The organism is Cellulosimicrobium sp. ES-005 (assembly GCF_040448685.1).
Classification (GTDB): Bacteria; Actinomycetota; Actinomycetes; order Actinomycetales; family Cellulomonadaceae; genus Cellulosimicrobium; species Cellulosimicrobium cellulans_G.
The window spans coordinates 683,459-701,323 of sequence record NZ_CP159290.1; the positions used below are offsets into that span (position 1 = coordinate 683,459).

General features: G+C 70.3%; 16 protein-coding genes and 1 pseudogene. 6 read left to right on the top strand and 11 right to left on the bottom strand.

Translation table 11 applies throughout. The features are described 5' to 3' along the window. Window positions 1-189: 189 nt before the first annotated feature. Entirely contained in the window at window positions 190-1,818 is a 1,629-nt protein-coding gene (locus tag ABRQ22_RS03010; protein ID WP_353708523.1) for a DUF6119 family protein, read from the bottom strand. Between the two features lie 107 nt (window positions 1,819-1,925). Continuing rightward, window positions 1,926-2,113, bottom strand: a pseudogene (locus ABRQ22_RS03015) (IS3 family transposase); the annotation flags it as partial. Between the two features lie 218 nt (window positions 2,114-2,331). Between ABRQ22_RS03015 and ABRQ22_RS03020 the strand changes: the two are divergent. Genes ABRQ22_RS03020 through ABRQ22_RS03030 form a run of 3 tightly spaced genes read left to right on the top strand, consistent with a single transcriptional unit; the run spans window position 2,332 to window position 5,761 of the window. Continuing rightward, the gene (locus ABRQ22_RS03020) at window positions 2,332-3,420 is read left to right on the top strand and encodes an ABC-three component system protein (RefSeq protein WP_353708524.1); all 1,089 of its coding nucleotides are present in this window, start codon (window positions 2,332-2,334) and stop codon (window positions 3,418-3,420) included. Continuing rightward, entirely contained in the window at window positions 3,417-3,893 is a 477-nt protein-coding gene (locus ABRQ22_RS03025; protein WP_353708525.1) for an ABC-three component system middle component 2, read from the top strand. Before ABRQ22_RS03020 ends, ABRQ22_RS03025 begins: the two co-directional genes overlap by 4 nt. Beyond that, window positions 3,890-5,761 (top strand): AAA family ATPase, encoded by a 1,872-nt coding sequence (locus ABRQ22_RS03030; protein ID WP_353708526.1) that lies wholly within the window; start codon window positions 3,890-3,892, stop codon window positions 5,759-5,761. Before ABRQ22_RS03025 ends, ABRQ22_RS03030 begins: the two co-directional genes overlap by 4 nt. A gap of 519 nt (window positions 5,762-6,280) precedes the next feature. Here the strand turns inward: ABRQ22_RS03030 and ABRQ22_RS03035 are convergent. The 9 genes from ABRQ22_RS03035 to ABRQ22_RS03075 all read right to left on the bottom strand — a co-directional run bounded on the left by ABRQ22_RS03035 (window position 6,281) and on the right by ABRQ22_RS03075 (window position 14,221). Next, window positions 6,281-7,642 carry a hypothetical protein gene (locus ABRQ22_RS03035; RefSeq protein WP_353708527.1) on the bottom strand — a complete coding sequence of 454 codons (1,362 nt, stop codon included), beginning with the start codon at window positions 7,640-7,642 and terminating at the stop codon, window positions 6,281-6,283. A 6-nt stretch (window positions 7,643-7,648) separates the two neighbouring features. After that, window positions 7,649-7,777 carry a hypothetical protein gene (locus ABRQ22_RS03040; protein ID WP_353708528.1) on the bottom strand — a complete coding sequence of 43 codons (129 nt, stop codon included), beginning with the start codon at window positions 7,775-7,777 and terminating at the stop codon, window positions 7,649-7,651. A gap of 101 nt (window positions 7,778-7,878) precedes the next feature. Then, a complete protein-coding gene (locus ABRQ22_RS03045; RefSeq protein ID WP_353708529.1) occupies window positions 7,879-8,481 on the bottom strand; it encodes a Pr6Pr family membrane protein in 603 nt (200 codons plus the stop codon). 68 nt (window positions 8,482-8,549) lie between these two features. Continuing rightward, a complete protein-coding gene (locus ABRQ22_RS03050; protein ID WP_253052775.1) occupies window positions 8,550-9,437 on the bottom strand; it encodes a hypothetical protein in 888 nt (295 codons plus the stop codon). Window position 9,438: 1 nt separating this feature from the next. Further along, window positions 9,439-10,500 carry a hypothetical protein gene (locus ABRQ22_RS03055; protein ID WP_353708530.1) on the bottom strand — a complete coding sequence of 354 codons (1,062 nt, stop codon included), beginning with the start codon at window positions 10,498-10,500 and terminating at the stop codon, window positions 9,439-9,441. Beyond that, window positions 10,497-11,951, bottom strand: a complete 1,455-nt coding sequence (locus ABRQ22_RS03060; protein WP_253052779.1) for a hypothetical protein — start codon at window positions 11,949-11,951, stop codon at window positions 10,497-10,499. Before ABRQ22_RS03060 ends, ABRQ22_RS03055 begins: the two co-directional genes overlap by 4 nt. After that, entirely contained in the window at window positions 11,948-12,784 is an 837-nt protein-coding gene (locus ABRQ22_RS03065; RefSeq protein ID WP_353708531.1) for a hypothetical protein, read from the bottom strand. The genes ABRQ22_RS03060 and ABRQ22_RS03065 overlap by 4 nt, the downstream gene beginning before the upstream one ends. Continuing rightward, window positions 12,781-13,458 carry a hypothetical protein gene (locus ABRQ22_RS03070; protein WP_353708532.1) on the bottom strand — a complete coding sequence of 226 codons (678 nt, stop codon included), beginning with the start codon at window positions 13,456-13,458 and terminating at the stop codon, window positions 12,781-12,783. The genes ABRQ22_RS03065 and ABRQ22_RS03070 overlap by 4 nt, the downstream gene beginning before the upstream one ends. After that, entirely contained in the window at window positions 13,448-14,221 is a 774-nt protein-coding gene (locus ABRQ22_RS03075) for a hypothetical protein (RefSeq protein WP_353708533.1), read from the bottom strand. Before ABRQ22_RS03075 ends, ABRQ22_RS03070 begins: the two co-directional genes overlap by 11 nt. 211 nt (window positions 14,222-14,432) lie before the next feature. On the opposite strand from ABRQ22_RS03075, the gene ABRQ22_RS03080 reads away from it, so the two are divergent. Genes ABRQ22_RS03080 through ABRQ22_RS03090 form a run of 3 tightly spaced genes read left to right on the top strand, consistent with a single transcriptional unit; the run spans window position 14,433 to window position 17,865 of the window. Continuing rightward, window positions 14,433-15,623 (top strand): OmpA family protein, encoded by a 1,191-nt coding sequence (locus ABRQ22_RS03080; RefSeq protein ID WP_353708534.1) that lies wholly within the window; start codon window positions 14,433-14,435, stop codon window positions 15,621-15,623. Beyond that, window positions 15,620-16,744: a hypothetical protein gene (locus ABRQ22_RS03085; RefSeq protein ID WP_353708535.1), complete on the top strand. Its 1,125-nt coding sequence runs from the start codon at window positions 15,620-15,622 to the stop codon at window positions 16,742-16,744. The genes ABRQ22_RS03080 and ABRQ22_RS03085 overlap by 4 nt, the downstream gene beginning before the upstream one ends. Next, a complete protein-coding gene (locus ABRQ22_RS03090; protein WP_353708536.1) occupies window positions 16,744-17,865 on the top strand; it encodes an AAA family ATPase in 1,122 nt (373 codons plus the stop codon). The genes ABRQ22_RS03085 and ABRQ22_RS03090 overlap by 1 nt, the downstream gene beginning before the upstream one ends.

The window sequence follows — 17,865 nt, forward strand, 5'->3', positions numbered from 1 at the left end:
GATCGTGTCACGCGGGCTACCAGGCTCGCTGTCTACGTCTTGCGTGCGTCGATTCCGGCAGCGCGTTTCGAGCAAACTTCGGGGAGTTCCAGGTCTTTGCGATCCGGCGGTGAGAAGGTCGGCGATTGGCGCTCTAGACCCAGGGCGGTTCACCCTCACCTTCTCGGCCGAATCCGCAATCTCCTCTACCTATTCGGAGGTGTCTCCAGTGTCTTCTTCCTCTTCGACCATGTCTATCCTCGCAAGAGAAACCTTGTAGCCGCGGTCTCGAATGTCCTGTGCGTTGGCGATGAGTGACGCACGTGCGAAGAACGGTAGTGTCTCTGACAGGGGCCCCGCCTTCTTGGTGGCAACGGCAAATATAACGGTCCAGTCGGTTGTGCTTCCAAAATCACTTGTGGGGCTGACCTTTGCGAGCTCGTCTAGAACGCGCGCGCGATACAGTTCGGTCCGCTGGAGCAAGGCGGCCGAAACGGCGCCTTGCTCGAAGAGATGAACCATCGTTGCCGAACCGTCTAGCCGCTTGACACATACCAGTTCTCTGCGGGCTGTAAGGAGGTCGGAAATCTCGACACGTTCGCCTGCGCTCCCGTGGTAGAGCTGGCGGTCGAGTAGTACGTAGCCACACGTTGCCGCCGCGTGACGGTTGTAGCGTTCTTCCCCGTAATTACCTTCGATGTTTGCCTTGAGCCAGGTTGCGTTCCATTCCGGTAGTCCGAGGCTCGCGGTGCAATCCGGGATTGCCGCGATCAGCGAGTCAATTTGCTGGGCAAAATCTTCGGCTACGTGGAACCAGTTGCCTGCAGTCGTGACGAATCGCTCGCGCGAGCCATCGTTGTCCAGCAGGACATCGCCCACCACGTAGGACTTGAGCGGTCGTCTCGCGCTCCACTCACCCGTCTCCAGGAGTGCGCTCACCCATACCTTCGACAGCGGGTCATCCCAGCCCTCAATAGTATCCAGGGCGTCGAATACGGATTCTGGAGCGAGATCATCGAGCGTTACGCTCCTTCGTCCACGTGCAATTTGGAAGCCGTCGATGGTGTAGAAGTTCAACTCGTCGGGCGCGGCGAATCCCAGATCGGTGGGTCGTGTTCGCAATTCGTCGGCAAGTCTTGTTTCGAGTGTAGATATTCTGGGGTCTGTTGGGGCGAGACGGCGAAAATTGTCGAAGTACGGATAGTGGTCCCGATAGTCTGTCGATTCGAAGCGCTCGAGTGCTCGAACAAGAGTGGAAGGCAGTGTCTGGAGGTTCTCGCTCTCGATGGTCATGCGAAGCGAGTCGGCGCCGTTGAGAGAAAGTGCAAAGCTCGGATCGAAACACTGGCCTGCAAACCTACGAATCCACTCCTCGTCGGTCACAAGGCGGAGAGCAAACATCTCATTGGGAACAGGTACGGAACTCACCGCGTTTCGAGAATCCCTGCCGAGCCCCCGCGCCTCAGCCTGTGTCACCTTCTTGGGGTTAACGCTGTTGGCTGCCACGCGAAGACCGAAGTCCGGCTCAACGAGTCGAGGGTCGATGGCGTGAAACCCGGTCCCGAAGGTCACGGCAAAGACCCGCCCTACGGTTCCGACCAGGAGCACCGCTCCGGCGCTTGTGCCGCGGAGATCGATCGTGGCTCCACGGGCGAGAATCCCGTGAAGTGGGGCAAGCCATGAGACTGGATCGCTTGACGCTTGGCGCGTGTAGAGCTCCCAATGCGTGTCAGGATCCGTCGGCTCGCTGAGCGGCACTTCCTCGTACTCGTCGGAGCGGCGCAGAACTGAACGTGCGAGCGGTGTCTCGTCCCGCAGTAGATATAGCGTCACACGCATTAGATTCCCCCTTCTAGTCGCAACTTCCTCTCCATGAGGCTATCGGGCCTCCTTCGAGTAGGCCGTGAGGCGATGAGGCGGTGCCGGTCAGTTCACCCCCTGGCTGGTCGGGACTGCCCCAGAATCGGTTGACTCACCGCGACGGGGATACCGTCCGCGGCCAGGTCACTGACCAGCGGGAAGGTCATTTTGGGGAGATCTCCTTGGCGAGGTACGCCGCCGCCCGGCGCAGGATCTCGACCCCCTGCTCGAGCTGACGGTTGCGCCGCTTGAGCTTACGCAGCTCGGCCGACTCCTGCTTCGTCACACCGGCAGTGGAGAGCCGCCGCGGGTGGGGGGAGTCTCCGGCGGCTACGACACACTCGGTGTCCGCGAGCCGCCGAGGGCGTGTGTGTGTGTCCTAGTAGGCTGGGGCGACTTCGGCGGCGGCGTTGCTGCCGAACAATATTGTCGGGCGCCTGGTCCCGCGTGTGTAGGGAGGAGGCGGTTGACGTAGTGGACACAAGGCCAACGGTGCAGCACGGCCAGGCTCCTGTGGTCAGCGAACTCGAAGCGCCTCCCATACCGAGCGCCCCAGTCTCTCTCGCTGGGCCGCCAGTGACTCCGGCGCAACGCATCGCCTTCTACTCGCCGGACGAGTGGGAGGACTTCATCCGCGAGTGGGCGATCGCCATCGGCGAGGCATACAGCCAGATCAAGCGACTGGGCGGTTCGAACGACAAGGGCGCCGACGTGGCGGCGTTCAAGACGGACCGAGGCTTCGAGGGTGACTGGGATTGCTTCCAGGGGAAACACTACGCGAAGCCGCTTGGGTGGTCAGACGCCTTCCCAGAGATGCTGAAGATCTTTGCCGGGACTGTGAACGGCCACTACGTCCTGCCGAGTGTTTACGCCTTCCTCGCCCCGAACGGCTGCGGCACCGGCCTCAACCGCCTCTTGAGCAAGCCGACAGATCTGCGGCAGAAGTTCCTGGAGGAACTCAGTAGCAACAAGGGGATCGCCGCGAGCCTCGATGCGTCGCTGCGCGACCACGTGCGAACACTTGCCGAAACAACGGACTTCGCGATGTTCAGATCGGTGGAACTGGTGGATGCGATCGCCGCTCACCGGACGACGGCTTACCACGTGGCTCGATTCGGAGGCCCGTTGCCGCCTCGGCCGCCGGCTACCGGTGCACCTACTGAGATCGGCGAAGCCGAGGCGCGCTATGTCGCTCAGCTGATGGACGTGTACCGCGAGGCATGGCCCACTGGCGATCTGGCGCCCAACACGCTGCATACGGAACCTCGTCTTGCCGCGCATTTTCAGCGGCAGCGTGAGTCGTTCTACTCCGCCGAGTCTCTACGTCTTCACGCCCGGGACGCCGTTCCTCCGGGCACCTTCGAGGCGCTGCAAAACGACGTGCACTCCGGCGTGATCGAGATCGCGGAGGCGGATCACGCCACTTCGATGGCACGGCTGACACAGGTGCTGCAGGCGTCTACCCAAATCGACTTGAGCGCGCACGCGCTTACAACGATCTCGCAGACCGATGACCGTAAGGGCATCTGTCACCAGCTCGCTAACGAGGACCGCCTCACTTGGATGAGGGCAGGCTCATGAGCAGCCCCCTCAACGGCCCCTTGGAGACGGCCATCCGTGCCTTGACGCTCCTCGCCGAGGCGTACCCGAGAAGCCTGGATCTGAACCAACTTGTTCTCCTTGACCACGGTCTGCTGCACAGCGAGGATCTCGGAGGCCCCCCGAGCCTGCACCCACCTGTTCCGATCCGCTCCAGCGAGCTTGGAGTGAAGCGTCACCAGCTCACGCTCGGGCTTGAGGTGCTCACAAGAGTTGGGCTCGCTGACATGAGTGCCTCCGTCGGCGGTATCCACTTCACGGCCGCTGAAGGTGCGCATCCCTTCCTCAGCTTGCTGGAGACGGCCCATGCTCGCGCCTTGGCGGAGCGAGCGAGCTGGGTGGTCGACCGCTACGGAGACCTTTCGGACGCTGGCCTCCGAGATGCGATCCGTGAAGTGTCTGGACGATGGGCAGAAGAGTTCGAGAACTTCCACGGTGGGGAGCAGGCAACGTGAGCCGATTGAGGTTGTTGCACATCACTCTTTGGGGACCGAACGTACCGCTGTCGACGGTCGAGTTCGGCCCCGGGCTCACGCTCGTGCGCGGCCCGTCAGACACCGGCAAGTCCTTCATGGTGGAAGCGCTCGACTTCATGCTCGGCGGAAAGTCGCTTAAGGAGATCCCCGAGCGAAACGGCTACTCCACCGTGCTGCTCGGCGTTGAGCTACCCGCTGGTGAGACCGTGACGCTTACGCGCAGCGTTGCAGGGGGCGCTTTCTCGCTCTACCGCTCGGACGTCCGCAGCGGACCACTCTCAGTCGCGGATGAGAATCTTTCGGCGAAGCACAACTCGAATAGCGACGCGAACCTCTCGATGTTCTTGTTGAAGCAACTTGATCTCGAGAACTCACTGATTCGGAAGAATGCGCAGGGAGCAACCGTTTCGCTCAGCTTCCGGGATCTCGTGCATCTCTGCATCATCGGTGAGACAAAGATGCAATCCGAAGTTCCGCCGGCGATTACAGGGCAATACACGACGAAAACGAAGGAGATCTCGGCGTTCAAGCTGCTTCTGGAGGCGGAGGACGACTCCTCGGTGGTCGCTACCCAAGGAGCGCGGGAGGGTGTGCGGACGACTGGCGCGAAGATCGAGGTGATCGATCAGTTGCTGAGCGACGTCGAGGCGAAGCTCATCGACACTCCCGACGAGGGTGAGCTGCGCGATCAGCTGGCGCGGCTCAATGCATCCATCGCCGATCACACGTCGACGGTGGAGGGGCTCCTCACGGAACGATCTGGACTCGCAGAGCAACTCCGTCGCTTACAGGGGGCTGTCCAAGAGGCGAGGACCGAGCTGTCAGAAGTCGGAGCGCTCAAGAGCAGGTTCAGTCTTCTCAACGAGCAGTACGACTCGGATCTTGACCGCTTGGCGACGATCCGGGAAGCCGGTGTACTCCTTGGCTTCTTCACACCCGGGAAGTGTCAGTTCTGCGGTGCGGAGCTCGCTGATCAGCACTACAACCATGCTCACGGTGTCGACGGCACCGCTTTCGAGGAGTCAGTCGATGCAGAGATCGCCAAGACCAGGGCGCTTCGCGCAGACCTTGCGCTCACCATGGAGGAACTGGTTCGACGCGGCGAAGACGCCCGGTCGTCCGGACGCGAGGCGGCTGCCCAAGTCGAAGCACTGAGCGTCAGACTCCGGGTGCTCGACGATGAGCTGAGCCCTGGAAACTCCCAGTTGCGCGAACTGATCGGGGTCAAGAGCGATCTCGAGAGGTCGCTCGCTCTATATTCGCAGGTTGCCGAACTGACCCAACTGAAGGCTGGCCTCATCGATAGTACGCAGACGGATGCGACCGTCGTCTCCGCAGGCCTGAACCTCACAGCGCTCCGAGAGTTCTCCGCTGAGCTGGCGAAGCGGCTAGGGGCATGGGGGTACCCGGATGCAGCCTCCGTGCAGTACGACCGCGCCGAGCAGGACATCCTGGCGGACGATCAGTACCGGTCCGCACATGGCAAGGGGGTCCGAGCAGTCCTCCACGCTGCGTTCACCGTGGGGCTCGCGCAATACTGCTTGGATCGCGACATCGCCCACCCCGGTTTCATCGTGCTGGACTCGCCGCTAGTCACCTACCGCCCGCCTGGACGCAACTCGCCGGTGCAGCTCGATCAGTCGCTTCCTGCAGGGATCGTCGCTGACTTCTATCGCGACATCCAGGCGCGCTTCGATGGGCAGGTGATCGTGATGGAGAACCTGGACCCGACCGAGCCGCTCGGCCCAGATGCAGTCGACGTTGTCTTCACCAAGGAGATCGGAGCCGGCCGCTACGGCTTCCTTCCTCCCAAGGGCTCAGCGGGGGCAGTTCAGATCGAGAAGTAGCTCCGTCGGTGGCGCTGACCAGGCGCAGGCCGGTCGTGGCGCCTACCCTCGAACGAACACGGCACATCTTCCCGGGCAAGCCCCTCCATCTCGAGTTCCTCGCAAGTGTTGGCTTCAGCTCCGTCACGCTCAAAGTGAACAAAGGTGCTCGCGGATCGGGATCGTCGTTCCACGCGAGTTCCACGCGAGGCGCTTGGCTCCACGGAAGTTTCACGTGTGGGCGCACGACAGATGCCGGTACTTGACCCTGGTCGTCGGTCGGTGCGAACCTGGTTCACGCATCCAACGATCGTTGCGGTTCCGCGTTTCTGGTGGTCGAAATGGCATTGGTGCGCGGATGTAGCCACGGACTTCGGGAGCGCCGGGCTTGTGACCCGGCAGGAGAAGGTCGGAGGTTCGAATCCCCCTAGCTCCACCCTTCGAAGGCCGTTGACCAGGACCCTGGTCAACGGCCTTCAGCGTTCGCAACGGTTCTCAGGGGGTGAGAGCCACGGACACCCGCCGGTGTCCGTGCGGGAATCACGTGCGCGCGCGGCCGACCAGAGCGACGCCGAGGATCGAAACGAGGGTCGCGCCCAGCGCTTCCATCGCTCCATCGCTTGTCGAGGTGAGTGGCAGCTGGGGCAGGAGCAGCCGACAGCCGACATAGCCGACGAGCGCGCCGAGCACGGCCCCGACGACCACGCCACGAAGGCGCCACCGTCGGCGCCCGGTCACCAGAACGCCGAGCAGGGCGCCAGGTAGGGGAAGAAGCAGCGCGTGCGGGCCGTCCAGTGCGATGCCTCGTTCGGAGAGCCATCCGCTGAGGAAGGGGATGGTGAGGAGGGCGCTGACCCAGTATCCGCCGACGAGACCGAGGAGGACACCACCTGTGTTCCATCGTCGTGCCCGCTCCGGTCGGGTACGGGGGACAGCAGCGTCCTTCTCGTCAGGCGAGCGCTCGACGGTGGCCTCGGTGCCCTTCTCGACGAGGCTTCTCAGCTTCTCGGCCAGCCCGCGCCCCTTGGGGTAGTACCTCGTGAGCGAGACGCGGCCGTACGCGCTGAAGTCGGCTGCACGGCGCGGCTCGGTGATCACCGTCACGGTCGTCGCCGTCGAGTGCTCGGCGTAGGCGCCGAAGTCCAGCCGGACGAGGAACTGGTCGAAGCTCGTCAGGGGGACGGGCTCCCAGCGTCCGTCGTCGCGGTGGATCAGCTTCCCGGCCGGAAACACCCCGTTCCCCTGCTCGGCGAAGACGAGCTCCTCCTTGCGCTCCTCCAGCACGAGGTCCCCGGTCGCCCGGAGCACCCAGCGGTACGTGGTGACGGTCTCCTCGCGGACGGACGAGTCCTTGGTGTCGAACCTGCTGAGGGCCGTCGTGAGCTCCCAGAACGCGGTGGCCCGCGCACGCTCGGGGACGGTCTCCACCAGTCGGTCGATGAGTGCCTGGATCTCGCCGGGCTGGTCGTCCCGCGGTTCGGACCAGTACTGCTCGACGTCCTGCGGGGTGGCCGCGACGCCGCGCCGGGTGCCGGTCCCGCCGCACGCGGTGCAGCGCGAGGCCCGCGGGGCGGGGGCCGGGTCGTCGGGCCGGAACGACGTCGTGCTCGTCGGGATCGTCTGCGTGCCGCTCCCGCCGCACGCACCGCACGGGGCGGTGAAGCGGGACGCGGCGTCACGACGCGCCGCTGCCCCGGCCGAGGTTCCGGCGGGCTCGACCGACATCTCCGTGCGGATCGACGCTGTCCCCCCGTGGCGCTCGACGGCGCGCACGAACGCGGACGCTCTCTTCTCCCTCGTGAAGCGTGGCGTCCCCGACGGGTCGACGCCGAACTCGCTCCTCAGCTCGGCCAGCGCCGCGTCGCGCGATCGCGGCGGGAGGGTGAAGTCGACGAGGTACACGGGTGGCTAGCCCCACACGATCCCGCACACGGGGCACCGGACGAACGCCCCTTTGTTCGCGATCTCCGTGCCGCAGCCGCGGCACACGTAGGCGGCGGGGGAACTCACCAGGGCAAAGTGCTCGAACATGATCATGTCGTCGGTCCTCTCGTGGCTTTTCGGCTCGCTGTCGGGAACATGCTCGTCCATGCGCGGTTACCGGTCGAGGCGGCGTGTTCAGCGGTGCTGAAAGCCGGCTATCGCGCGGGGTGGCCAGGGCTTCCGCGTCCCAGCCGACGGTGCAGCGCGACGAGCGCGGCGCCGAGCCCGAGCACGACGACGAAGAGCCCGGCCACGGCGCCCAGCACGGCAGTCCACCCGGCCTCGTGCACGTCGAGGAAGGGATAGGGGACGTGCGCCTGGCCCGCGAGGTCGAGGGGGAGCACGACCGCGAAGTACACGAGCGGCCACAGACACCAGCGCAGGGCTGTGCCGAACGTCCCGCGACGCCCTCGCTGTGGGCGCACGAGGTAGTCGGCGGTCGCGAGGACGGGCCCGACGCCGTGCAGCAGCACGTTCGCGACCCGGACCCAGGCGTCGTCATGGGGCTGGATCCACGTCCCCGTCGGCGTCGCCGGCGCGATGACGGTCGCGAACACCAGGCCGGAGAGCACGACGCCCGAGGTCGCGGCCCCACGGGCGCCGTCGACCCACGCCCAGCCCGGACGGGCGGACGCCACGATCAGCGTCGCGGCGAGCAGGATCGCGGAGTCGACGGTGTAGTAGGTCAGAGCGGGGGCGGGGTCGGTGCCCTGGACCAGCTGGCACACGACGCCGACGACGAGCACGGCGACCGTCACGCCGCGCAACCACGCCCGACCCCGGTCGGGCGTCCGGGCGCGCGCCGTTGTGCCGACGTCGGACGCGGTCACCCGTGGTCCTCCGCGACGTCGGCGACGAACCGGCCCAGACGCCGCACGCTCGGCAGGGAGTGCCACAGCGCGTGCGTCCCGTGCATCGTGAGCTCGTCGACGCGCCGCCCGGCGGACCGTGCCGCGTCCACGACGTCCGCGACCGCGCCGGGCAACGACAGACGGCTGTCCTTGCCGCGCACGACGACGACGTGGGTGGCGCCGCTCGCGACGACCTGCGCCCCGAGCCGGCCCGCTCGCAGCGCGTTGGCGAGCAGCAGCAGGTCGACCCGGTGGTGGTCCGGCGTGCTCGGTTCGGGTCGTCGGTCGGGCGGACCGACGGCGCCCGCGACGTCGTCGTTCTGGGCGAGCGCGTCGTCGACCAGGCCGTCCTCCGCGCGGGTGGCCCCGGCGAGGTCCAGCGGTCGCCACGGACGTCCGGCGACGGGCTCGACCAGGACCAGCAGAGGGACCGGCGTGCCCGTGCCCTCCCGCAGCACGGAAGCGATCGCGGTGCCGATCGAGGCACCGAGGGAGTAGCCCAGGACCGCGGCGCGCGCGGAGCAGACCGACGGCTCCGCCGTCGTGGCGGCCTGGAGCATGCGCCGCGCGACCGGACGGAAGTCCGACCGCGCGAGGAGCGCCCAGCGCTCGCGCGGGGTCAGCCGGGAGGCGTCCGCTCCGTGCCCGGGCGTCTGGACGACGACGAGGCGGGCGCGCAGCAGCGGGGCGAGCAGGCGAAACCGCTGGAGCTCGAACTCGTCGAGCCGGGCGGCGTACCCCAAGGCGACGACGAACGTGCGATCCGCGTTCACGGGGCTGACCACGGCGACGGGGAGCGGGCCGCCGCAGGTCGGGACGGTGCGGAGGGAGAACGTGACGTCCTCGGGGAGCACGGTCAGCACCTCATCGCCTCGCTGTTCCGGCGGGAGCACCGGGACCGGCCCGGAAGAGGTCGAGCGCCACCGAGACGTCCTCGGCGCGCCAGAACTCCTGGGTCTGGTCGAGCTCGTCGCGCAGGGCCCCTCGCACCGCGTCGCGGTCGTACCCGGCCTCGTTCCCGGCGCGGTCGCCGTCGAGGCCCAGGGGCCAGTCGTCGACGAGGTACTGGTCGTAGCAGGCCACGAAGTTCTTGACGCGCTGGTAGAGCCGACCGACGAGCCGGTCATGGAGCTGGCGGACCTTGTCGACGGTGACGGGCTCGACCGCGCGGGTCCGTCGGTTCGGCCGCAGCGCCCGCGAGATGAGCCCGACGCGTCGGTAGGCCTCCACGTCCTCGGAGAGCTTGTTCTCCTGGAGGACCCGCAACCACTGGTAGGCGTCGCTCCCGCGCCCCTCGGTCACCCAGCCCAGTTGGCGCCGGGCGTGCCGGAAGTACTCGAGAAGCTCGTCGAGAGCGTGCGCACCGTCTGTCACCCTCTCCTGGTCGACGCCGGCGTGCCCGAGCCTGCGCAGCTGCTCCGGCATCCCCTTGGGGCGGATGGAGAAGACCGGGACGCCGAACCACGACCACGCCGCGGCGGCGAAATAGCGGGACGTCGGTTCGTCGAGGTCGACGAAGGTGTAGAGCGCGGTGACGGGTCGGGCGCCGCGCGCCGCGACGTACTCCTCTGTGGCGAGGAGCCGGGTGAGGTGGAGCAGCACCCCGATCCCTGTGGAGAGCTCGACCTCCTCGACCCGTACGGCCGCACCGTCGGCTGGCGCGGGGTGCTCGACCGCCACGACGGGACCCAGCCCGCCGTACCGGTGGGTGTTCAGGCTGAAGTCGACGAGGATCACGTCGAGCTCGGCCAGGCTCGCCACCCCTCCCTCCTCGAGCGCCCGTACCAGCCGCTGCGCGCTGCTGTGGTGGACGACGTCGTACCGGGTGCTCGCGTCCCGGTCCTCGGTGTCCTTGACGACCGCCGCCACGATGTCGGCCTTGGCCTCCAGGTCGTCGACGAGCAGCACACGTCGGGTCCGGGTCATCGGTCGTCCTCCTCCATGTCGAGCAGCGAGCGGTACGTGTCAGGCCAGCGGGCCTCGATGGTCTTGCCTCCGGCCGGGCGAGGGACCTGGCGCAGCGTGCCGCCACGGTCCGTCACGGTCGAGCGCACGTTCCGGAGGTTCCCTCGGGGGTTCTCCCACACGGCGTCGGGCACGAGGTCGAGCGCGTCCGTGACGGCGACGACCACGGCGCCGTCGACCATGCGGACCGCGATCCGGAGCGTTCGCGACCTCCGTGGCGTGCCGGCGTCGTCGTACGCGTCGACCGCGTTGAGGGTCAGGGTGGACACGACGTCCCGGGCGAAGTCCTTGTTGACCTTGTGCGGCACGCCGCCGGTGGTGCGCCGCGGGCCGGTGCCCGCGTCTCCTTCCGGACCGTCGACCAGCAGGTCCAGGTCGAGGTCCACCTGCACGCCGCGGGGTCCGCATGCCTGGCGGACGGTCGTGCGCAGGTCCGGGAGCAGGGACTCGTCGATGCTCAGACCGTCGCGGGCCTTGGCGTGCAGGTACTTGAAGTCCTCGACGAAGGCGGCGAGCCGGACGGCGTCGGCCGGGTCGACCTCCTCGACGGCCATCAGCCGTTCGAGGAGCCGCACCCGTGGGCTGACCACGTCGTGCAGCCCGCGGGCGAGCCGGGACGCGGCCTCGTCCTGCGCGTGCTTCGCCACGAGCCCGCCCGCGCCGACCGCGCGGTCGTGCTCGCGGGTGCGCAGGCCCAAGTAGGCCGCGGCGCCGCAGGAGAGGTAGGCGTAGGGCACGGCCGAGGCCGGCCAGGCGCCGATCGCGGTGGAGAGCGCCACGACGACCGCGGCGAGGACGACGAGCGCCGGCCAGGCTGCCCACCGAAGACTGCGCATCACCGTGCCCCCGCGGGAGAGCGCGGAGTACGTCGTCGACTCGAGCAGCGGGCCCGCGCAGGCGGACGTCGCGTACAGGATCCCGACCAGGAAGGTGGCGACCTTCAGCCATCCCGTTGGGGCACCCGCCGTGGTGCCGAACGCGACGCCGAGCACGGTGGCCGCGGCAGCGACCCCGCCGAGGATCCCGGTCACGTTGAGCCAGCGCCGTTCGTAGGCGCCGCGCGCGACGCCGCTCAGCGCGGCGTCCAGCCCGGCGACCGGCGCCCGCGCGGCGTCCCGCGCGCTCGACGCGCGCACGAGCGGCTCGAGCCTGACCTCGAGCACCCCCTGTACGACCGGGAGGGCGAGCAGCGCCCACGCCCACCACGCGACCGACGGCAGCGCGAGGTATCCCGTCGCCACGACCGCCGTCAGCGTCAGCCGGGTCAGGTAGGGGCGGATCCGGTCGTAGACGAACACGCGGCGGTGCGCGACCTGCCGGAACCAGTCCGACGACGGCGCGGGCGCGACGAGGTCCGCGAACGGCTGGACCCAGCGGCTGCGCCGGGGTCCGACGACGTCGAGAGTGATCACGCCTGCTCCTCACGGCGCCCGCGGGCGCGCTGCCCGAAGGGATTGCTGGGGTGCCGGGGACTGGTGATACCGGTCGTCGCCGGGTCCCCGAGACCCACGGCGATCTCCTGTCGGACGAGCTGCTCGAGCTCCGCCGCGAAGGCGGCGTTGCTCGTGGTGGCAATGATGGCATCCGCGGCGAGGCGGTCGATCTCCGCGGTGCGCTTGTGGTGGTTGGCGAGCAGGTGCTGGTAGGACGCCTCGTGCTCGGTGAGCTCGTCCTGGCACGCCGTCAGCTCGGCGACCGCGCGCCGGCCGGCGGTGTAGGCGTCGTTGCGCCAGTGGTAGAGGTCGCCGAACGTGAGCAGGCCGCACAGCACGTACACGGCCAGGAAGACCCCGGCCGCCAGGGCGTCGAAGCCGCTCTCCGCCGGTTGCGGGACGGCGCCCTCGTAGGCGACGGTCGTCGCGACGTCCGACACCTGCAGGCGCAGACGCATGAGCAGGAGGGCGAGCGCCGCCCACGCGGCGAGCAGCAGGACCGGGAGCAGGAGCGGCGCCCAGGACCCGGGATGGTTGCCGGTCGCGCCGCGCCAGGTCCAGCCCGAGACGCCGGCCGTGAGCAGCGCGACCAGCCCCAGGCCCAGCGCCGTGAGCCAGGTCATGACCGGGTCGTGGCCCATCGACCGGGCGACGGCCGGGTACATGACCAGGACGTCGACGAGCGTGATCGCGACCGCGAGGACGACGAGCCCGACCGGGGCGAGCCGTGACCGGGATCCCAGCCCGGCGAGGGCCGGGTCGGACCAGCGCAGGCGGTGGACGCGCCCGGACTCCGTCGGTGTCGTGCTCATGGGCGGTTCTCCTTCTCCAGCTCGTGGAACAGGTCGTCGGGGCTCAGGAACGGCTCCGGACCGGCGAACGGATCAGGCGCGAAGCCGGGCTCGGGCACGGCGCGGGGCGCCACGGACGGAGCCGTCGCCGCGTCGATCGCCTCGCGCAGGTCGACGGCGGCGGGTGCCGTGGGCGCGCGGTGGGGCCGAGCGTGGCGTGCCGGGTCGTAGGCGTCGCTGCCGGTCAGCACCGCGCGCCATGCCGTGACGGAGGCGGTGAGCTCGGCGTCGCGGGTGCGCAGCCGCGCGACCGAGGCCTGGGCGCGCGTCAGATCCTCGAGCTCCATCGCGCGCAGCAGGGCCGACGTCACGACCCGGGACGCGTGCTCTCGGCGCACCGCCTGGTCCCACCCCTGCCGCAGCGTGTCGATGCGGGCGTCGAGGAAGTCGGCGGTCAGCTCGTCGAGCGCGCGGGTCGCGAGCGCCTCGTGGACCCACCCCCGGACCTGCTCGACGACCGCGAGCCGGTCCACGGGCGCGGTCGCCGCGGCGTGGTCCAGGGCGGAGAACTGGTCCGGGCGCTCGACGTAGGTCGTCGTGCCGCGGCGCCGGTCGGCGAGCGCGCCGAGGTCGACCCGACGGGTGAGGGTCTGCGCGGTCGGGGAGTGCTGCGGTCGTCGCTTCCTACCGAACATCGGTGTGCTCCTTCTGCTCCGGACCGGGGGTGGCCGTCAGGCTCGGTGGGGCGTCTGCGTCGCGCAGGCGTGCGCCCAGGCCGTCCGGCAACCAGGGGCAGGGCCGTCCGGTCCACGTGGCTTCCGACGCCTCCCAGGGGGAAGGCCGCGGCGTCGTCCCGTCGGCGGGGGCGACGCGCAGCGCGCGGGCGTACGTCTGCAGCCTGCGGGTGTAGTACCAGCGCAGCCGGTCGGACACCTCGCGGGCGAGCTCGATCTCCTCGAGCAGCAGCGACCGCAGCCGCACGCACTCGTCGAGCGCGTCCGCGCGGCGGGCCCGGACCTGGTCCGCGCGGGCGCTCGCGGCGGCACGAGCCGCGGCGTGCTCGCGTGCCCGACGAGAGGCGACCTGCTCGGCGGACAGGTGCACCTCGCCGCCGCCGGACCCGGAGCGTGGCGCCGGGAGGACGGCGGCACGCGCCTCCAGCTCGGCCAGCTCCCGGTCCAGACGCTCGACCTGGCCGAAGGCGCGGTGGAGCCCGTCGATCGCCGGGGCCAACCGGTCGGTGGTGGCCGACAGCTGCCGGAGGTCGTTCTCCCGCCAGGTCGCGTCCAGGCGCGCGGGCCACGGGAGGCGCCGTGCCTCGATGCCGAGCGGTGCCGCACGGCGGCGGTCGGTGCGGCCGGCCATCCGGTCGGCCAGCCGCAGCAGGGGCCCGTAGGACCGCGCGTGCTCGACCGACCGACGGGCCCGGGGTGCCGGGGGAGGCGTCCTGCTCGTCATGGTGGGCTCCTCGTGCTCGGACGTCGTGCTCGGGACTCGTGACGAGATGAACTGTGCCGGGAGCGCACGGCCCCCGACCACACCCCTGCTTCAGCGGTGCTGAACCTCGGGCGTCGATCCGGTCCCGCGTCCCGTGGTTGCCTCGGTGCCCCGGCCCGCACCGGGTCGGGGCGGCGCCGCCGCCTGGTCCCACCGCTCGAAAGGCGACCTCATGTCACTCGTCTCTCGCCCTCGTATCGCGGCGACCGTGCTCGGTCTGAGCGTGGTCACCGCCGTGGCCCTCACGGGGTGCGCCACCGGTGCGGCCTCGTCCGGCGCCCCCGACGTCGACTGCCTCCACGGCGGCTCGCTCGCCCTGGTCGTCCCGGTCCACGCCGGTGCCCAGGCGCCGGGCGTCCCGCCCGAGTGGGACTGCGCGCTCGACGCGGCGATCCGGCGATCGGCGCCGATCAGCGTGGTGACCGTGGAGGGGAACCCTCAGGTGGTCGTCTCGGGCTTCCGGGCCGACGTGAACACGTCCAACGAGCTCGTCGCGGCCGACGACGTCACGGCCGCGAAGAACGTGGTCGTCGGCGCCGTCTCGGGCGCGACCGCGACCTCTGACGGCGTCGACCTGCTCGCCGCGCTCGCGCTGGCGGCTGACCTGGCGCCCGGTGGCCAGGTCATGTCGCTGGACAACGGCGCGACGGACTCCGGGGTCGTCCGGACCGTCGAGGACGGGATGACCACGGTCGTCGACCCGGCCGACGTCGCCGCGCTGGTCGTCGACTCCTCCTCGTGCCCGTCGGTCGAGGGGGCGCGCGTCGAGCTGTACGGGCTCGGGTACCAGGTTGCCCCGGCCGAGCCGCTGTCGCCGCGCCAGCACGACCGGCTCGAGCAGGTCTGGCGGGCCACGCTGGAGGCGTGCGGCGCCGAGGTCGCCGTGGTCGCGCTGCCGCGGACCGGTGACGGGCCGACGACGGCGCGCACGGCGCGGGCGGTCACGCCCGAGGAGGATCCCGCGATGCCGACGCCTGCCGCCGGAGCGGCGGCGTGCGAGGCGGTGCTGCCCGACGCCCTCGTCGGGTTCGTCGCGGACGAGGCGACCTTCCTCGACCCGGCGCGCTCGGCCGAGGTGATCGCGGACGCCGCGGATCGGGTAGCGGCGTGCCCGGGCACGATCGAGGTCGTCGGGACCACGAGCTCGGCGGGCACGGCGGACGGGCGCGAGCGCCTGTCGATGCAGCGGGCCGAGGCGGTCCGCGCGATCCTCGCGGACCGGCTCGGGGTGCCCGAGTCCGACGTCGTCGCGCGCGGGCTCGGGTTCGACCGCGACGAGTGCGTCGAGGACCGCCCTGACGGCGTGCTCGACCCGGTCCTGGCCGCCCAGAACCGCAAGGTCGTCATCCGGGTGGGTGCATGACCGAGGGCCGCGACGTCGCCGACGCCTTCCCTGGCGGTACGCCGGTGCGTCTCACGGTCACGTGCCGCACGACGCGCCGCGGCGGGGGTCGCCGGCACCCGGTGCTGATCCTCCCGGACTGGTCCGTCCGCACACCGCACGACCTGGACCTGGAGCGGATCGCCGTGGCGATGGGCGGCTACGTGTCGTGCGTCGAGCTGGCGGACCACCTCGTCCCTGCACTGCGCGAGGCATGGTTGCGCCGCCGCCGGGTCGTCGCGCCGGAGGTCCGGCCCGCGGGTCGGGGCACGTGGGCCGTGCGTGACGCCGTCCGCGGCTGTGCCTGCGCCGGTCGCACGTACGCCACCGCGGGCCTCGCGGCGCAGCACCTGCGGGAGGCCGGCCACTGGGCGCGCCGGGACGACCTCCCCGAGAGACGGCTCGCGGCGCTGCTGACGGCGTTCGACGCGGCGGCCCGGCCGGTCGGACGGTCGGCCGAGGCGGTGGGCGCGGTCGGGCGACCGGGCCTGGAGCGGCTGTGGGACGCGGGCGTCCACCCGGCCCGGGTGGCCGCGATCCACGCCGAGCTCGGCATCGACGGGCGTCTGCCGGAGTCGGTATACCTGGCCGTGGCCACGGGGCAGGTCACGTCGGCCTGGCTCCACCAGTTCGCGGACCTGGGGCCGGAGACGCTCGCCTGGGCCGCGACGACCTCTGCGCCGGACGAGGACGACGGGTCCCGTCGCGCATGGCTGGACGCAGGCGCGAGCCGGGAGGCGGTCCTGGCCCTGCTCGGCGGCCCGTACGGCGTCCCCCACGCGCGGGTGCTCGCAGCGCTCCTCGACGTCTCGATCACCCACGCCGCGACGACGCTGGCGGGCTGGGTCGACGCCGGGTGCGCGCCGTCCCCTGCGGCGATCGCCCGGGCCGCGCGGGCCGGGGGAGCGGCTCGTCCGGTGCCGCCCTCCGCGGCGATCGACTCGGTCCTCACGGCTGCGTCCGCGGCCCGTCCGGACCGCACGCAGGTCGGCCTGCTGCTGGTCGCGCTCCAGTCGCGCCCGGCGACGCTCGCCGTGGTCCGTCGTGGTGTCAGCACGCTGGACGAGTACCTCACCCTGACGACGGACCGAGGAGGAGACTAATGGGGCTACGGACGCGGGAGGACTACGAGGACGTGCTCGAGGCGCTCGGCGCGTGCGTCAGCACGCGGGTCCCGGTGCTGCTCTGGGGCGAGCCCGGATCGGGGAAGACGGCGGTCGTCGAGTCCGTGGCCGACCTCGGCTGGCACGTGGAGACGATGATCATCAGCCACTACGAACCGTCCGACCTCGCCGGCCTGCCGCTGCTGACGGGCGATCGCGTCGTCCTGGCCCCGCCGGCCTGGGCCGTGCGTCTCGCGGAGCACGACGGCCCGGCGATCGCATTCTTCGACGAGTTCTCGACGGCGACGCCCGCGCTCCAGGCGGCGGCGCTGCGCCCGCTCACCCACTACCAGGTGGGGGACCTCTTGCTCCCCGAGACCGTGTCGTTCGTCGCGGCGGCGAACCCGGCCGACGTCGCCGTGGCGGGCTGGGAGCTGGCGGCTCCGACGGCGTCCCGGTTCGTCCACCTGGAGTGGGGGCTGCCGCTGGAGGTCTTCACCGAGTGCCTGGTCTCCGGTCGGTGGCCGACCCTACCCGTCGGCGCACTGCCCGTGGGTTACGACGCGGAGGTCGACCGGCAGCGCGTGCTGGTCGCCGGCTACCTGCGGGCGCGGGGGTCGCAGCTCTCCGTGGTCCCTGCGGACGCCGCGGGGCGTGGTCGCGCGTTCCCGACCCCGCGCACGTGGGACTACGCCGCACGGCTCGCCGCGTTCGCCGGGGCGCGCGGGTCGTCCGAGCGGGTCGTACGGCTGCTCGTCGCCGGGTGCGTGGGTGCGGTCGTGGCCCACGAGTTCCTCGAGTTCGTCAGGAAGCAGGACCTGCCCGACCCCGAGGACGTCCTCGCCGGCGCCTTCTCGTTCACCGGGTCGCGCCCCGACCGGACGTACGTCGTCCTGCAGTCGGTGCTCGCGGCCGTGCGGCAGCGGCCGAGCGCCGCGCGCTGGACGGCGGCCGTGGAGGCGTGCGGTCGGGCTGCGGCCGAGGTCGGCGTCGACCCCGCGGTGCCCGTGGTACGCGCGCTCCTGAGGCCGGGCGCCCGACCCGCGACCGCGGCGCTCCCCCCGGGGCTCCGGGTCTTCGCTCCCGTGCTGGCCCTGGCCGGCCTGCTGCCGGGCGCCTGA

Excerpts from the sequence above, each read along its gene's own strand:
- ABRQ22_RS03080 (WP_353708534.1), top strand. The coding sequence starts at position 14,433 with ATGTCACTCGTCTCTCGCCCTCGTATCGCGGCGACCGTGCTCGGTCTG.
- ABRQ22_RS03025 (WP_353708525.1), top strand. The coding sequence starts at position 3,417 with ATGAGCAGCCCCCTCAACGGCCCCTTGGAGACGGCCATCCGTGCCTTG.
- ABRQ22_RS03010 (WP_353708523.1), bottom strand. The coding sequence starts at position 1,818 with ATGCGTGTGACGCTATATCTACTGCGGGACGAGACACCGCTCGCACGT.
- ABRQ22_RS03075 (WP_353708533.1), bottom strand. The coding sequence starts at position 14,221 with ATGACGAGCAGGACGCCTCCCCCGGCACCCCGGGCCCGTCGGTCGGTC.
- ABRQ22_RS03040 (WP_353708528.1), bottom strand. The coding sequence starts at position 7,777 with ATGATCATGTTCGAGCACTTTGCCCTGGTGAGTTCCCCCGCCGCCTAC.
- ABRQ22_RS03090 (WP_353708536.1), top strand. The coding sequence starts at position 16,744 with ATGGGGCTACGGACGCGGGAGGACTACGAGGACGTGCTCGAGGCGCTC.
- ABRQ22_RS03085 (WP_353708535.1), top strand. The coding sequence starts at position 15,620 with ATGACCGAGGGCCGCGACGTCGCCGACGCCTTCCCTGGCGGTACGCCG.
- ABRQ22_RS03055 (WP_353708530.1), bottom strand. The coding sequence starts at position 10,500 with ATGACCCGGACCCGACGTGTGCTGCTCGTCGACGACCTGGAGGCCAAG.
- ABRQ22_RS03065 (WP_353708531.1), bottom strand. The coding sequence starts at position 12,784 with ATGAGCACGACACCGACGGAGTCCGGGCGCGTCCACCGCCTGCGCTGG.
- ABRQ22_RS03070 (WP_353708532.1), bottom strand. The coding sequence starts at position 13,458 with ATGTTCGGTAGGAAGCGACGACCGCAGCACTCCCCGACCGCGCAGACC.